Below are 15,443 nucleotides of genomic sequence, written 5' to 3'. Positions count from 1 at the left end.
AACCATGGAGTGCTTCGTGCGTTTCTCCTCAGTCAGACGTGTCCTGTTGGCGCTCGCGCTGGCACTGGCGGGTCTGGGGCTGCTGCCGACCGCCGCTTCGGCGGACGGCCCGGCGACCGTGCTGCTCAACCAGGCCTCCCAGCGCTGTCCGGACGGCGCGGTCAATGGCCAGGACATGCACCCCTGCGCCCCGTCGGACAACCCCGGCATGTGGGTGATCAACCGGCTCGGGCCCGACCAGTTCATGCTCGCGGAGTCCCGCGGCCACGGCTGCCTGTCCTTCACCGAGGTGAAGCCGACCGTCAAGTCCTGCGCGCCGTGGGACGCCAAGCAGCTGTTCTCGATCACCCGCTACGAACCCTCGCCGGCGCTCTACGGCCTGGTCGGGATGAAGATCAGGAACCCGGACACCGGCTGGTGCCTGGACAACGTCGGCAAGCGTTACGGCGGCTGGACGCTCATCGCGAACGTCTGCGCCCAGGGCGGCTCCGCCCTCCAGCAGTGGGACATCGACCGCACCACCTACGAGACGGTCTGGGGTGCCCCGGGCGGGCACGCCGGCATGACCTGGACCACCCTGGAGCAGCGCGCGGACAACCTGGTGCACGTCGGGTTCGACGACCTGAGCCACAGCAACCCGTACCAGGGCGACCACCCCGCCAACGCGGTGCTGCCGGTGCTGTGCATCCGCCAGGACGGACGCTCGGCCCCCAACGGGATACCCACCAGCGGGTTCCACGCCTGGGCGGGCGGTGAGGTGAAGGCGACCACCGGGCTGGCCGGCTGGCAGCTCCCGAGCCTCGCGGTCGCCGACGCGAAGTGTGCCGGCAGCTTCGGCGGCGGCTGGCGGATGGCGGAGTTCCACGACGGCCACGGCTGGGGCCTGTGGGCCAACGCCACACTGCCCACGGGCACCCGGTTCTGGACCGCCATCAGCGGCCAGCCCGCGAACCCCTGGGACTGAACGACCCGTCTCCGGCGGCCGGTCGGTCCGAGGGCCGACCGGCCGCCCCCCTGCGGGCATCCCCCGCTACGTGCTCGGAGGCAGGCCGAGCGTCGGCAGATGATCGGCCGTCAGGAGGGCGACGAGTTCGCGCCGGTTGCGCACACCCGTCTTGTCGAGGATGGCCGTGACGTGCTGCTGGACCGTGGGCACCGTCAGGTGGAGCAGCGTGGCGATGTCCTTGGTGCTGCTGCCGCGCACCGCGTGCAGGGCGACCTGGCGTTCGCGCGGGGACAGGCCGTGGGCGAGGATCGCCACCGGCAGGCGGTGCAGGGGCGAGGCGGGGGAGATGAGGACGGCGACCTCGCCGCCGCCCCCGCCGCCCCCGCCACCCTCGCCGCCCCCGCCGTCCAGCGGCGACGCGTACAGCGCGAACCACTGGCCGTCCGGGGTGCACACCCGCACCTCCGAGGTGCCGGCGTTGCGTGCGGCCTGGCAGGCGACGGTGAGGAAGCCGGTGGGCGCGGCGCAGGCGTGGGAGATGGGTTCGGCCATTCGCCGGATCAGCTCGCGGGCTCCCGCGTCGGCCGAGCGCAGGCGCCCCTGCGCGTCCAGGATCGCGACGGCCGGCGGGTGGCCGGCCCGCACCGACCCGTCGGTGCGGGCCCTGCGCAGCGTCACCAGGTGGGCGTTGCGCAGGGCGGCGCCGATGGGTGTGGTGATGCGTTCGGCCAGCCGCAGTTCGGCCGGGCCGAAGCGGCCGCGTGCGTGCCCGCGCATGAAGGCGGCGCTGGCCCAGCGGCCGCCGCCGTGGTCGAAGTTGATGCGCAGTTCGTCCCCGTAGCCGCAGGACCGGAGCAGCTCCCGGTAGCGGACGCTGGTCTCGGGGCGGCCGCCGGTGGCGCGGTGGAGAGTCTGCACCCGGTGTCCGGCGGCGCGGATGGCGGTGAAGTTGGTGCTGTCGTCGCTGAACATCTCCAGGTGCACGGCCTCTTCGAACCGGCCGGGGTCGAGCCCGTCGGCGACGGTGGAGGTGGGGAAGCCGGTGACCGGGTCGGTGCCGTGCCAGCAGCCGCCGTCGAAGCCGAGCGGGCCCGCCAGCAGGGCGTGGAGGGCGCGGAACAGCTCGCCCGTCGACAGTCGGCAGGCCGACAACTCCGCGATGGCCCCCAGGACTTCGCGCTCGATTTCACGTCGATTGGCCACGGACGAGATCCTACGGAAGCCCCGGCGGGGAGCGCAGCAGGGCGCCGGCCGGCGGGAGGGCGCGGCCGCTACCCCCGCAGGGGGAGGACAGCGCGCCGCACCCGCCCCTATGGTCCAGACCTATGAGATTACGAGGACCCCTGAGAACCGCCGTCGCCGCACTCGCCCTGGTGCTCGCGGGTGCCGCAGTGGCGGAAGCCGAGCCGGCGGAACGTGCCCGGCCACTGGTGTGGACGGACTGCCCCGCAGACCCGTCGGGCGCGCCGGTGGACCCGCGGCTGCGCTGCACCACCGTGCGCGTGCCGCTGGACTACCGGGCCCCGCGCGGGCGGAGCATCGAGATCGCGGTGTCGAAGCTGGCGACCGCCGAGCCGGGGCTGCGGCGCGGCATCCTGGTGCACAACGGCGGCGGCCCGGGCGTCGCCAGCCTGCACCTGCCCAGCTCCCAGGAGGCCGGCTACCCGCGCGAGGTGCTGGACCGGTACGACCTGGTGAGCTTCGACCCGCGCGGGGTCGGCCGCAGCGCGCCGCTGACCTGCGGGCGGACGGCCGCCGAGGTGCCCTACGAGCTGGTCTTCCCGTTCCCGTCCCCCGACGGCTCGATCGCCCCGAACGTGCGCTTCGCCCGGGACCTGGCGCGCGACTGCATGGCCCGCAACGGCGAATCGATCCGCCACCTGACCACCGCCAACACCGCGCGCGACCTGGACCGGATCCGCGCCGCCCTCGGCGAGCCGAGGATCTCCTACCGCGCGGCCTCGTACGGCACCTACCTGGGCGCCGTCTACGCCGAGCTGTTCCCGGGGCGGACCGACCGCTTCGTCCTGGACAGCAGCGTCGACCCCGCCGCCACCTGGCAGGACCGGCTCGCCACCTGGGACCACGCCGCCGAACTGCGCTTCGAGGACTTCGCCGCCTGGGCGGCCGGGCAGGACGCCGCCCTCGGACTCGGCGCGACCCCGGCCGCCGTCCGCGCCAACTACTTGGCGCTGGCCGCCAGACTGGACCGGACGCCGGTCACCCACCCGGTGGCCGGGCCGGTCAACGGCAACCTGTGGCGGACGCTGTACCGCCTGGACTCCTACCACACCGCGCTGTTCCCGGAGATCGCCGACTGGTGGCGCTTCCTCGCCTCCGACGGCGCCGGCCCGGTCCCGTACTGGTGGCTCGCCAAGGGCACGCCGGGCATCCCGGACGACAACGACGTGGTCGCGCTGACGGCGGTGATGTGCGGCGACACCCCGGCGTCGCGCGACCTCGGCCGGTACCAGCGGGACGTCACCGAGAGCCGTCGGCGCCACCCGATCGTCGGCGGCATGGGCGCCAACGTCTGGCCCTGCGCGTTCTGGCCCGCGCCCGTGGAACCCGCGGTCCGGATCACCGACCGGGGGCCCGCGAACATCCTGCTGCTCCAGACCGAGCGGGACCCGGCGACGCCGCTGGTCGGCGCGCTGGGCATGCGGGCGGCGCTCGGCAGGCGGGCCCGGATGGTCACGGTGGACGGCGGCAACCACGGTGCCTACGACCGGTGGACGCCGTCCTGCGCGGTCACCGCCGCCGACCGGTTCCTCGCCACCGGCGTCCTGCCGGAGCGGGACCTGTCCTGCCGCCCGGACCCCGCCCCGGCCACCTAGAATCCGCTCCGGCCGCCGCCGTCAGCGGACCAGGTGGACCTCCGGGTTCGCGGGGGACGGGACGGTGAACAGCGGCGTCGGCCGGTGGCGGAGGTGGAGGTCGAAGAAGGCCGCCAGATAGGCGCGTTGGGCCGCGACGGCGCGCAGCGGCGGGACCGTTCCGATGAGGTGGTCGACCTCCTCGTCGGTCCAGGACATCGCGGAACGGGCGGCGGAGAACAGCACCTCCAGATCGGCGAAGCTGCCGTGCCCGGAGCCGTCCATCAGGAGCTGGCGGCGCCAGGAGGTGAGGCGCGGCCAGAGTGAGTCCCACATGGCGTCGCGGGTCGGCCGGTCGTCCGCGGCGCCGAACAGGAGCAGCGGGCGGTCCAGGCCGTCGGTGGCGACGGTGCCGAAGACCGGTCCGTCCAGGGAGACCCCGGCGAGCACGCGCGGGTCGTCGTGCAGGGTCTGGACGGCGGTGGCGCCGCCCATCGAGTGCCCGGCCACGCCGACGGCGCCCAGGTCCAGGGCCGCGCCGAGGCCCGGCGGGAGGGGGCGCCGCTCGGCGTCCGGGTTGGTGCCGGCGGCGAGGTCGGTGAGGCGGTCGAGGACGAAGCGGGTGTCGGCGGTGCGGTAGGCGACGATCTCCTCGTCGGTCATGGCGAACACGGCCGGCTTGTTGCGGACCTCCAGCCGGCCGTCCGGGAAGACGACTTCACCGGCGTCGAAGGTGTGGTCGAGGGAGACCACCACATAGCCGCGGGAGGCGAGGTCCTCGGCGGCGAGGGTGCCGAAGGAACGGTCGGAGCGCGAGCCGGGGGAGTAGAGGACCACGGGGTGGCGGGTGGTGCGGTCGGCGGGCGCGTCCTCGCGGGAGTGGGTGACCGGCCAGGTGAGCCGGCCGGGGGCGGCGCCGAGGTAGTCGGACTCCAGGTGGGCCTGCTCGGCCGGGCCGGTCCACGGCGCGAGCCGGTGCGCGGGTGCTCCGCAGGCGGCGGCCGGGTACCAGAGCTGCGCCATCAGCTCGCGCGGACGCGGGGTGGGGGCCCAGCGGTCGGGGCGCCGGGGGTCGACGAGGTGGAGCGTGGTGGTGCCGACGGGCAGCGGGCCGGTGGGCGCGGGCAGGGTGATCGGGATCGGGGCGGTACTGGTCGTACCCGTGCGCGCGGCGACCCCGGTGGCCTGGGCGGCGGGTGCGGCGGTGGTGGCGAGTGCGCCGGTGGCCAGCAGGACGGTGAGCACGGCGACGGCCGGGCGTGAACGGTGGTGCGGCATAGGGCTGTTCCTCCGAAGGGGCGGGCTGGTCTCTGCGGCCCCCACGGTGGCGTCCCGGGATCGTCCGGCGCGTCCGGCCGTGGGCATACGACCGTGGTCGGATGTCGGCCCGCCCGCCCGTGGCTAGCCTGGCCGGGTGGAGAACGACGAGCGGGTCGCGCCCGTCCCGTGGACCAAGCGGCTGACGCCCGCGCACCGGGTGTGGACCGACCCGCTGGCCGCGCTGGTCGGCACGGCCGTGACCGCCGCCCGGGTGCTCGAAGCCGCCCGGCACTTCGACCCGCACGGGCGCGGCAACCCGCCGCCGGACGGCCCGGCCACCGTGGCCGTCGCCCTGCTCGCCACCGTGGTGCTCGGCATGGCGCTGGCCGCCCGGCGGCGGGACCCGGTCGGGGCCTGCGGGCTCGCCCTGTTCGCCTGGGCGGGGACGGTGGTGGCCTGCCGGCAGCCCGCGATCGCGCTGGTCGTCGGGTTCTGGGCGGTGCTGGTCGGGACGCTGGCGGTGTACACGGCGGCGGCCCGGGAGCGGCGGGCCGCGCGGGTGGTGCTCGGCACGGCGGTCGCCGGCTGGGCGGTCACCCTGGCCGCGCCCGCCGAGGTGGGCGGCAATGTGCTGCTCGCGGTGATCGGGCAGTCGGCCGGCTGGGCGGTGGGGGACGCGGTGCGCCGCCACCGCGCGCACACCGCCGCGCTGGCCGCCCGGGCGGTGGCCCTGGAGCGCGCCGCCGCCTCGGAGGAACGGCTGCGGCTGGCACGGGAGTTGCACGATGTGGTGGCGCACAGCCTGGGTGTGGTGAGCGTCCAGGCGGGCTACGGCCGGTACGCGCTGGAGCGGGCCGGGCAGCAGGACGGGCCGGCCGGGGCGGCGCTCGCGGCGATCCGGACGGTGAGCGCGGAGGCGCTCCGCGAGACCCGGGCGCTGCTGGCCGTGCTGCGCGAGGACGCCGAGCTGGGCGAGCCGCCGTCCGCCCCCGCGCCCGGTCTGGCGGCGGCGGACCTGGAGCGGCTGGCGGAGCGGACCGGTGCGGCGGGCGTCGCGGTGCGGGTGCGGATCCGCGGCCGGGAGCGTGAACTGCCGCCCGGCGTCGGCCTGTCCGGCTACCGGATCGTGCAGGAGGCGCTCGCCAACGTGGTCCGCCACTCCGGTGCGGCGGCGGCCCGGGTGGAGGTGGAGTACCGGGACGGCGAGCTGTGGCTGGAGGTCACCGACGACGGTCCCGCCGAGGGTCGAGCGGAGGGCCGCGCCCGCGCCGCCGCGCCGTCCGGCGGCAGCGGCCTGGCCGGGATGCGCGAACGGGTGGCCCCGTACGGCGGTTGGTGCCTCGCCGGGCCGACGCCGTCCGGCGGGTTCCGCGTCACGGCGGGCCTGCCGCTGGACGCGGGACAGCCGCTCGCCGCCGCGACGGGGGGCCGCCCGTGACGATCCGCGTCGTGGTCGCCGACGACCAGGCCCTGGTGCGGGCCGGGTTCGCCGGAATCCTGCGCCTCGCCCCCGGCTTCACGGTGGCCGGCGAGGCGGCCGACGGCGCGCAGGCCGTCGAACTCGCCCACCGCGAACGGCCGGACGTCGTCCTGATGGACATCCGGATGCCCGGCCTGGACGGCATCGAGGCCACCCGCCGGATCGTCGCCGGGCCGTCCGGCAGCCGGGTGCTGATCCTCACCACCTTCGAACTGGACGAGTACGTGCGCGATGCGCTGCGCGCCGGCGCCGGCGGCTTCCTGCTCAAGGACGCCGAGCCGGCCGAACTGCTCGCCGCCACCCGGGCGGTGGCCGCCGGTGAGGCCGCGCTCGCGCCCCGGGTCACCCGCCGGCTGATCGCCGGACTGCTCGCCGACGGCCCGGCCGACGTTCCCGAGGACCCGGCGCGGACCCGGGCCCGCCAGGCCGTCGCCGCCCTCACGGCCCGCGAGCGCGAAGTCCTCGCCCTGGTCGGCGACGGCCTCACCAATCCCGAGATCGCCGCCCGGCTGCACATCACCGAGGGCACCACCAAGACCCACATCGGCCGCCTGCTGCACAAGCTCGCCGCCCGCGACCGCGTCCGCCTCGCCATCCTCGCCCACCACGCGGGCCTCTCCCGCTGACCGCCGGCCGGGTTGACAGGTTTCTTCGTATCGAGAATATTGGATGCGTCTTGAGGGGCTCGCGAAAGGAGTGCGCGGTGGATCCGCTGGCCGTTCACAAGGCGCTCGCGAACCCCGCGCGGGCGGAGTTCCTGCACTGGCTGAAGACGCCCGAGCGCTACTTCGACGAGGCGTACTACCGCGAGCGCGGCGTCGGTTTCCACATCGGTGTCTGTGTGACGGACATCCGCGAACGCTCGGGGCTGGCCCAGTCGGTGGTCTCCGGCTACCTGCAGATCCTGCGGGACGCCGGACTGCTGGTCTCGGAGCGGATCGGCAAGTGGACCTTCTACCGCCGCGACGAGGAGACGATCGCCGCCTTCGCGGCGTACGTCCGCGACGAGCTCTGACGCCCGGAGAAGGCCGCGCCGTGCCCTGCTGCGCCCGTGCGCGGCCCTTCCACGGGCCTTTCTGCGCCCAAATTCATCCAACTATCTAGATTTGTAGGTTGGTCTGCCATGGGAAAGACCGGTCCGGTCGTGCTGACCCTCTCGCTGGGGGTGTTCGGGATCATCACCACGGAGATGGGCGTCGTCGGCGTCCTGCCCCGGGTCTCCGAGGAACTCGCCGTGCCGCCCTCCACCGCCGGGTGGCTGGTCGGCGTGTTCGCGCTGGTGGTGGCCGTCGCCGGCCCGTTCGCGACGCTGCTGGCCTCCGGGGTGCGGCGCAAGACCGTCCTGGCGGTCGCCCTTGCGGTGTTCGCCCTGTCCAATGCCGTCTACGCGCTCACCGACCGGTTCGCGGTGATGCTGGTCTTCCGGATCGTGCCGGCGGTCTTCCACCCGGTGTTCTTCGCGGTGGCGCTCACCGCCGCCGCCCGGCTGGTGCCCCCGGAGAAGGCGACCCGGGCCGCCACCACGGTCTTCGCCGGAGTGACGCTCGGCTTCGCCTTCGGCGTGCCGGTCACCTCCGCGCTCGCCGAGCACGTCTCCCTCGCGGCGGCCTTCTGGTTCGGCGCGGGCGCCAACCTGCTCGCCCTGCTCGGGATCCTGGCGCTCTTCCCGGCGATGCCCGCCGAGCGGCGGCTCTCCTACGGCACCCAGCTGGGGATCCTGCGCCGCCCCCGGCTCTGGCTCGCGCTGGCGGCCGTGGTGTCCGTGTTCGCCGCGATGTTCTCCGTCTACGGCTACTTCGCCGAGTACCTGGAGCGCGTCACGCACTTCGGCGGGTCCACGGTCGGCGCCCTGCTGATGGCCTTCGGGATCGTGATGGTGCTCGGCAACCTCGTCTTCGGGCGGCTGCTGGAACGCCACCCGGTCCGGACGGTGACCGCCTTCCCCGTCCTGTACGTGCTCGTCTACGCGGTGGTCCGGGCGGTCGGCCCGTGGCCCGCGGCGATGGTGCTCGCGGTGCTGCTCTGGGGTGCGGTGCACTCGGGCGGGCTGGTGGTGAGCCAGACCTGGCTGGCCCGGGACGCGAAGGACGCGCCGGAGTTCGGCAACAGCCTGTTCATCTCCTTCTCGAACCTGGGCATCACCCTCGGCACGGCGGTCGGCGGACTCGTCGTCGCCGGGGTGGGAGTGCGCCAACTGCCGTGGGTTGGGGCGGGATTCGCGCTGGCGGCGCTGGCCGCCGTGCTGCTGAGGCGCCGGCTCGGAGCGGAGCCCGGAGCGGCGGCGGAGAGGCTTTGCCAAACGGTCGACCAACCGGAGCCACTGGTCGGGTAGCGTCCGGAGCCGTCCCTTCCGAACACCACCGCGAGCCCCGTCCGCCACCCCCGGCGGGCGGGGCCGCCGAGGAGGCCGCCATGAGCCCGCTCGACCTGTACGCGACGGCGTCCGCGCTGCCGACACCGTGGGACTCCACCGTGCTCGGGCGGGTGGGGACGGCCGCGGTGAAGGTGCTGCGGATGGACGGGCGGCCGCTGCCCGTCGAGGCGCACGAGGACGCCGAGCTGCTGCTGGTGCTCGACGGCCGGCTCGAACTGCTGGTGGACGGGTCCGAGGTGACGGTGGGCCCGGGCGAGCTGTACCGGGTGCCGGCGGGCGCCCGGCACGCCGTCCGGGCGGGCAGCACGGGGACGCTGGTGCTGGTGGAGGCGGCCGGGGCGGGCGATGTCGGTGGCGCGGGGTAGCTTGCCCGCATGGACGACGCCGAACTCGCCTCCCTGCTGGCCGGCCGCGCCGGCTGCCCGTACCCCGGCGCCTGGCAGGACGCCCCGTTCGCGGAACGCGTGGTCGACGGCGTCCGCTACGCCCTGGTCGCGGTCGACCCGGGGCTGAGCGCGCTCGCGGTCCGGCGTGACGACGGTTCGCTCTGGTGCCTGCCGGAGGGCGGCGGGCGCGATCTGGTGAACAGCGGTGTCGCGGCCTTCGTCGCGTTCACCCGTGCCTACGACGCGGCCGCCACCGAGGCCGCCGCGTACGACGGCCCGGGTGACGGCCTGGACGACGATGCCGCCTGGGAGGCGGCGGAGGAGGCGGCCGAGGCGCTCACCGAACGGCTGCTGGAGGGGTTCGGTGAGCGCGACGCCGCGGCCGTCGCCGACGAGAACTCGTTCTGGTGCGTGGCCGCGGAGGAGATCGGCTACGGCATGAGCGTGTGAGCCGGCCGGCGGGGTGTCAGGGGCGCCAGACCACCGTCAGGTGGGACGGGTAGAGGCTGCCCGGGGAGCGGAGCAGGAAGAGGCCGACGACCAGACCGGCGTCGTTGACGAACAGGGTGGTGTTGTCGGAGCTGTTGGGGGCGAGGTTGGTGAGGGTGCCGTCGGCTGCCCAGATCCGGCCCGACTGGTACTGGCGGGCCGGGATGCCGTCCCAGGCGTAGCCGATCGCGGTGCCGGAGCCGTTGATCCCGACGGCGGCCGAGTTGCCGCCGGTCAGGGGCTCCCGGGGCAGCGGGGTGAGGGTGCCGTCCGGGCTCCAGCGGGCGGCGTGCGTGTTGAGCTGGCCCAGGTCCGGCTGGTACTGGCCGACGACGGTGCCGGAGGCGTTGATCGCGGTCGGAGAGGTGTACGGGCCCAGGTCGCGCAGGGCTCCGCCGGGCGCGCGGACCAGGCCGTGGCGGCTGGTGCCGATCCCCTGCGGCCGGTCGGCGACGCCGACCACCGTGCCGGCGTCGTTGATCCCCACCGGCCAGTCGCCGCTGCCGGAGGTCGGGCCGGTCTGGAACCGGACCGGGGTGCCGTCCGGGCTCCACACGATGCCGTGGAACGAGCCGACGGTGGTGTAGGAGCGGCCGATGGCGAGGCCGGCGGCGTTGACGCCGGTGACCTCGCTGGCGGTGTCGCCGGGCAGCGGGGCGAGGGTGACGGTGGTGCCGTCCGGGCGCCAGGCCACCGCGTGGGTGCCGGCGGAGCTGGTGTAGGACGTCCCGACCACGATGCCGCTGCCGCTGATCGCCGCCGCCCTGCTGTACAGGTCGCCGGGCAGCGGAGGCAGGGCGGTGGGCGTGCCGTCGGCGGCCCAGCGGACGGCGGTCGACTGCCAGGACGTGCGGCCGGTGGGCCAGGAGATGCCGATGGCGAGGTTCGCGTCGTTCACCCCGAGGGCCTGCGCGAAGTTCTCGCCGGGCAGCGGCGGGAGGGTGGCGGGCGTGCCGTCGGCGGCCCAGCGGACGGCGCTGGCCTCGACGCCCTGCCCGGAGGCGTAGGCGTAGCCGACGACGATGCCGGAGCCGTTGACCCCGGTGGGATCGCTGTAGGACTTTCCGGGCACGCCGGTCGGCAGCACGGTCATGGCGGGGGTGGTGGTGGAGGTGGCCGGGGCGGCGGGCGCGGCGGGTGCGGCTCCCAGCAGTGCTCCGGTGCTCAGGGCGGCGGCGGCGACGGCGGTCGCCGTCCGTCGGCCGGGTCGGACGGTCATGGCACGGGGTCCCTGTCTGCTCGGCGGCATGTCGGCCCGGTCCGGCGCCGGTCGCGGCGGACGGGCCGCTGGTGCGTGCGGTGGTACGGGGTGCTCCGTGTGCATCCGCCGGCGGTCGGGGCGGCGGTCGTTACGGGCGCGACTCTAGCGCCACTACCGCACCTTCGCAGGTGAATTGACCACTCCGGATACGTTCCGCAGGTGCCCGGCAAGTGCCACCGTGCAAGGTGAGGGCGACGGGGGAGCGCCTCAGCACCACTCCTCCAGGTAGAGGAGGGTCCGGCCGTCGGCCGAGACGAACTCGAAGGGGCGATAGGTCGGGGACTCGCCGGTATCGGACAGCCGGTTCTTGACGGCCTGCCAGGTGTCGGCGCGGTCGGCTGCGGCGATGTGCTGGAACGAGGAACCCGCACCGTGGCCGGTGATCACCGCGTCGGCCGTGGTGAGCAGGCGCTTCACCAGCCGGGGGTCGAGCGGCCCGCGGACCTTGCGCCAGCGCTGCCCGAGGTCGTCGACGAACTCCGCCCGGCCGCCGGGTGACGGTACGCCCGCGCCGTAGGAGTACTGGACCGGCGGCAGGTCGGCCGTCAGCTCGGCCATGGTGGCGGCGCGTGGGCGCTTCTTGGGCATGGCGCCAGCTTCTCAGGAGGCCCGAGAAGCGGAACGAGCCGGGGCCGGTCGCGGGGGAGATCGCGACCGGTCCCGGCTGTCGGGGGTGGTGGGTCAGCGGAGCCAGGCGTGGTCGCGGACGATCGGGAGGGCGGCCCAGCGGCGGGCGAGGCCCCAGGTGCGGCCGGCGCCGGTGGCGGCGAGGGCGAAGAGCAGCACGGCGTAGAGCACGTGGTCGTCGAGCAGTGGGTTGGTCGAACCGCTGGCGCTGCCGTCGGCGAGGTGGCGGGCGGGCGGCCACTCGGCGGCCCACATCAGGGCGAGCAGCGCGGTTCCGCCGACGGCGGTGATCCGCAGGGCGACACCGCCGACCAGGGCGAGCCCGATGCCGAGCAGGCCGAGCATGAACATCCAGTCCGCCCAGGGCTGGCCCGCCATGGAGTGGAAGGTCTCCCGGAACGGGCCGGCGGAGACGTGGCTCAGGAAGCCCTTGGTGGGCGAGGTGCCGTCGATCCAGGCGCGGCCGTCGGCGGTGGAGTAGCCGAGTCCGAAGGTCTTGTCGGCGAAGGCCCAGAGGAACACCGCGCCGAGGGCGATCCGGGCGGTGGCCAGGGCGGCGCCGCCCGCGGTGAGCGGGGCCGAGGCGGTGGCGGAGGCGGTGCGGTGGGCGGCGGCGCGACGGAAGGGGTTGCCGGAGGTGCGGGCGGCGGAGAGGTGCTGAACGGCCATGGCGGGCTCCTCGGTGGGGGGTCCCGGGCGGGACCTGGACGGACCGACGGATGTCGGACCGGACCGTGCGGCGGTGCAGTGGATCGGTTCAACTGCGGTGCTTCGGTTCGGTGTTGGGGTCTTCCTCGGTGCCGTGCTGTCCTTCTGGGATACAGCCTGCCGGTCCGGCGGCGGCGGGTCTGCGGGCCGTTGGTCCCGATCGGGGGGAACGACGGTCCCGATGCGTCGGTCCCGTTACCGCGAGTTCATGGCCGGCTTCACCGACCGGGTGCAGACCGTGGCCGGCAGCGAGGACGCCCCCGCGCCCACGGCGGGCCGGAGGGACCCGGACAGGCGATAGCCTGGAGTGCCCCGCGAGGGGGCCGACCGACCTCAGAGGAAAGACGCGTGGCGCACGACAGGCAGGATCCGGCCCTGGTCGGGCGGCAGCGGGAGACCGGGCTGCTCACCGCCGCCCTGGACCGGGCCGGGGCCGGCACGGGCGGCGCCACCGTGCTGCTGCGCGGCGACGCGGGTGTCGGCAAGAGCACCCTGCTGGCCTGGACCGAGCGCGCCGCGCGCGACCGCGGCTTCACCGTGCTGCGCGCCGTCGGCGCCGAGGCCGAGACCGACCTCGCGTTCGGCGCGCTGCACCAGGCCCTCTGGTCGCTGCTCCAGCGCTCCGACGCGCTCTCCGCCCACCAGCGGGACGCCCTGGAGAGCGCGTTCGGCGCCCGCTCCGGCGCCCCGAGCGGGTTCGCCGTCAGCGCCGCCGCCCTCACCCTGCTCGACGAGGCCGTGCGCACCGCCCCGGTCCTGCTGCTCCTGGACGACCTGCACTGGATCGACTCCTCCAGCGCCACCGTCCTCGGCTTCCTGCACCGGCGCTGTGCCGAGCTGCCGCTGGTGATCGCCGGCGCCACCCGCCCGGACGGGGCGGCCACCCGGACCTGGTCGGCCGAGCCCGTCGAGGTCCGGGCGCTGCCCCGGGCGGACGCCGCCGCGCTGCTCGGCACCTGCTTCCCGGAGCTGGCCGGCGGCACCCGCGACCGGGTGCTCGCCGAGGCGGCCGGCAATCCGCTGGCCCTGGTCGAGCTGCCCCGCCAGCTGGCCGCCGCCCAGCAGCGCGGGGTCGCCCCGCTGCCCGAGCGGCTGCCGCTCGGGCGCCGGCTGGAGCGGCTGTTCGCCGAACGGCTGGACGCGATGACCCCGGAGGTCGGCCGCCTGCTGCTGCTCGCCGCCCTGGCCACCGGCCCGGACCTCAGCAGCGGCGTGTGGTTGCGCGCCGTCCCGGACGGCGAGGTGCGGCACATCCTGGAGCGGATCGAGGCGGACGGCCTGGCCCGGCTCGACGCCGCCGGGCAGCTGGTGTTCCGCCATCCGCTGGCCCGCACCGCCGTGGTCTCGGCGGCCTCCGACGCCGCGCGCCGCGAGGCCCACCGGACGCTGGCCGCCACCCTCGCGCCGGACGCCCCCGGGCGGCTGGTGCACGAGGCCGCCGCCGCGGTGCTGCCGGACGAGGACCTCGCGGGCCGCCTGGCCGAGGCCGGCCGCGACCTCGCCCGGCGCGGCGGCGACGCCGAGGGCGCGCTGCTGCTCGAACGCGCCGCCGTGCTCAGCCCCGGCTCCGGCGACCGCGTCCGCCGGCTCAGCTGGGCCGCCGTGATGGCCGCCCGCGGCGGGCAGCTGCGGCACACCGCCGCGCTGGTGGAGGAGCTGAAGGCCGGCGCCGTCCCGCCGGACATCGCGCCGGTGTTCGCCTACGCGGTGGTCTACGCCGACCAGAGCCACCACGTCGACTTCGCGTCCTCGGCCGCCCTGCTGCCGGCCGCCCTCGACACCATGACGGCGCCGGGCGCCGACACCTTCGGCGGGCTGGTCGAGCAGGCCTTCTTCAAACTGCTGCTGGCCGCCAGCTACACCGACGACCCCTGGGCCTGGCAGGCGCTGCAGCGTCACCGGGACGCCGTCTCCGAAGTGGGCCGGCTCTGCCTGCGCGCCTGGACGGAACCGGGCCCGGGCGTCGCCGACGCCCTGCTGGCGGTGGCCGGCGACCTCACCGCGGAGCAGGAGGCCGGCGCCGCCTGGCTGCTGCTCTGGACCACCTCGGCCCTCGACTGCCCCGAGGTCGACCTGTGGCAGCGCTTCACCCGGCTGCACGGCTACGCCGGCCAGGGCTCGGTGGCGAAGGCCAAGAGCCACCAGGACTTCCTGCTCGGCGACTGGGACCGGGCCGACGACTGCCTGCGCGAGGCGGAGATCGCCGAGGAACTCGGCTACCGCACCAACGCCCTGCTGTTCCGCCAGTACCACGCCGCCTTCCTGGCCGGGCGCGGCGACGAGGCCGGGCTGGACGCCGTCGAGCGGGCCGTGCGGCCGACCGCCGTCCGGGCCCGGATGCGCTTCGTGCTCGACCGCCTGACCCATCTGCGCGGGCTGGCCGCGCTCGCCCACCAGCGCCACGAGGAGGCGTACGGGCACTTCTGCGCGCTCCTCCCGCCGGGGCGGCCGGCGGGCTCCCCGCCCCGGCACCACGCGCTGGTGTTCGACCTGGTGGCCGCCGCCGTGCACGCCGGCCGGCGCGAGGAGGCGCTCGCCCACCTCGCGGCCGTCCGGCGGGCCCGCTCCGCGGAGATCTCCGGCCGGCACGCCTTCCTGGTCGCGGCCGCCACCGCGGTGGCCGCCGAGGACGAGGACGCCGACGACGCCTACCGCGCCGCCTACGAGGTGCCGGGCGCCGAGCGGTGGGCCTTCGACCTCGCCCGGCTGCGGCTCGCCCACGGCTCCTGGCTGCGCCGCCGCCACCGGCCGGGGGCGCGGGAGGTGCTGCGCACGGCCCACCACGTGTTCCGCCGGCTGGAGGCCGCGCCCTGGGCGGCGCAGTGCGAGGAGGAGCTGCGGGCGGCGGGCGACGCGCTGGTCCCGCCGCAGCGCGGACCGTCCGAGGCCCCGTCGGTGCCGTCTCTGCTGACCGGCCAGGAGCTGCGGATCGCCCGGCTGGCCGCGACCGGCCTGACCAACAAGGAGATCGGCCAGCGGCTGCGGCTGTCGCCGCGCACGGTCGCGGCGCACCTCTACAAGATCTTCCCCAAGCTCGGGATCACCTCCCGCGCCGCGCTCGCCCACGCCCTCGGCCACCCGGCCGCCCGCTGACCC

Annotated in this window: 14 protein-coding genes; 9 read left to right on the top strand and 5 right to left on the bottom strand. The window is 75.7% G+C overall.

Annotated elements, in window-relative coordinates:
• Positions 1 to 16 precede the first annotated feature (16 nt).
• Positions 17 to 964 (top strand): hypothetical protein, encoded by a 948-nt coding sequence (locus ACFU9E_RS19610; protein WP_380687780.1) that lies wholly within the window; start codon positions 17 to 19, stop codon positions 962 to 964.
• 66 nt (positions 965 to 1,030) lie between these two features.
• Here the strand turns inward: ACFU9E_RS19610 and ACFU9E_RS19605 are convergent, their stop codons facing one another.
• On the bottom strand, positions 1,031 to 2,149 hold the full coding sequence (locus ACFU9E_RS19605; RefSeq protein ID WP_380684277.1) for a response regulator transcription factor: 1,119 nt from the start codon (positions 2,147 to 2,149) through the stop codon (positions 1,031 to 1,033).
• A gap of 122 nt (positions 2,150 to 2,271) precedes the next feature.
• On the opposite strand from ACFU9E_RS19605, the gene ACFU9E_RS19600 reads away from it, so the two are divergent.
• On the top strand, positions 2,272 to 3,783 hold the full coding sequence (locus ACFU9E_RS19600) for an alpha/beta hydrolase (RefSeq protein WP_380684276.1): 1,512 nt from the start codon (positions 2,272 to 2,274) through the stop codon (positions 3,781 to 3,783).
• A 21-nt stretch (positions 3,784 to 3,804) separates the two neighbouring features.
• On the opposite strand, the gene ACFU9E_RS19595 is transcribed toward ACFU9E_RS19600, so the two are convergent.
• Positions 3,805 to 5,040, bottom strand: a complete 1,236-nt coding sequence (locus tag ACFU9E_RS19595) for an alpha/beta hydrolase family protein (RefSeq protein ID WP_380684275.1) — start codon at positions 5,038 to 5,040, stop codon at positions 3,805 to 3,807.
• 136 nt (positions 5,041 to 5,176) lie between these two features.
• On the opposite strand from ACFU9E_RS19595, the gene ACFU9E_RS19590 reads away from it, so the two are divergent.
• From ACFU9E_RS19590 to ACFU9E_RS19565, 6 genes are all read left to right on the top strand, one after another.
• Positions 5,177 to 6,460, top strand: coding sequence for a sensor histidine kinase (locus ACFU9E_RS19590; RefSeq protein WP_380684274.1), 1,284 nt, complete (start codon positions 5,177 to 5,179; stop codon positions 6,458 to 6,460).
• Positions 6,457 to 7,128: a response regulator gene (locus ACFU9E_RS19585; RefSeq protein ID WP_380684273.1), complete on the top strand. Its 672-nt coding sequence runs from the start codon at positions 6,457 to 6,459 to the stop codon at positions 7,126 to 7,128. Before ACFU9E_RS19590 ends, ACFU9E_RS19585 begins: the two co-directional genes overlap by 4 nt.
• 77 nt (positions 7,129 to 7,205) lie before the next feature.
• Positions 7,206 to 7,517: a helix-turn-helix transcriptional regulator gene (locus ACFU9E_RS19580; protein WP_355367812.1), complete on the top strand. Its 312-nt coding sequence runs from the start codon at positions 7,206 to 7,208 to the stop codon at positions 7,515 to 7,517.
• A gap of 108 nt (positions 7,518 to 7,625) precedes the next feature.
• The gene (locus ACFU9E_RS19575; protein WP_380684272.1) at positions 7,626 to 8,834 is read left to right on the top strand and encodes an MFS transporter; all 1,209 of its coding nucleotides are present in this window, start codon (positions 7,626 to 7,628) and stop codon (positions 8,832 to 8,834) included.
• A gap of 80 nt (positions 8,835 to 8,914) precedes the next feature.
• Positions 8,915 to 9,241 (top strand): cupin domain-containing protein, encoded by a 327-nt coding sequence (locus ACFU9E_RS19570; protein WP_380684271.1) that lies wholly within the window; start codon positions 8,915 to 8,917, stop codon positions 9,239 to 9,241.
• A gap of 9 nt (positions 9,242 to 9,250) precedes the next feature.
• A complete protein-coding gene (locus ACFU9E_RS19565) occupies positions 9,251 to 9,712 on the top strand; it encodes an SUKH-4 family immunity protein (protein ID WP_380684270.1) in 462 nt (153 codons plus the stop codon).
• Positions 9,713 to 9,728: 16 nt separating this feature from the next.
• On the opposite strand, the gene ACFU9E_RS19560 is transcribed toward ACFU9E_RS19565, so the two are convergent.
• From ACFU9E_RS19560 to ACFU9E_RS19550, 3 genes are all read right to left on the bottom strand, one after another.
• The gene (locus ACFU9E_RS19560) at positions 9,729 to 10,970 is read right to left on the bottom strand and encodes a hypothetical protein (protein WP_380684269.1); all 1,242 of its coding nucleotides are present in this window, start codon (positions 10,968 to 10,970) and stop codon (positions 9,729 to 9,731) included.
• 249 nt (positions 10,971 to 11,219) lie between these two features.
• Positions 11,220 to 11,600, bottom strand: coding sequence for a hypothetical protein (locus tag ACFU9E_RS19555; RefSeq protein WP_380684268.1), 381 nt, complete (start codon positions 11,598 to 11,600; stop codon positions 11,220 to 11,222).
• Positions 11,601 to 11,693: 93 nt separating this feature from the next.
• Complete coding sequence (locus ACFU9E_RS19550) at positions 11,694 to 12,308, bottom strand: hypothetical protein (RefSeq protein ID WP_380684267.1); 615 nt, start codon at positions 12,306 to 12,308, stop codon at positions 11,694 to 11,696.
• A gap of 387 nt (positions 12,309 to 12,695) precedes the next feature.
• Here ACFU9E_RS19550 and ACFU9E_RS19545 point away from each other — a divergent pair, with 387 nt between their 5' ends.
• Positions 12,696 to 15,440 carry an ATP-binding protein gene (locus ACFU9E_RS19545; protein ID WP_380715201.1) on the top strand — a complete coding sequence of 915 codons (2,745 nt, stop codon included), beginning with the start codon at positions 12,696 to 12,698 and terminating at the stop codon, positions 15,438 to 15,440.
• Positions 15,441 to 15,443 lie beyond the last annotated feature (3 nt).

Origin of the sequence: Kitasatospora sp. NPDC057595, from assembly GCF_042800875.1 — a bacterium.
Classification (GTDB): Bacteria; Actinomycetota; Actinomycetes; order Streptomycetales; family Streptomycetaceae; genus Kitasatospora.
This window is presented reverse-complemented; position numbering and strand designations above follow the sequence as displayed.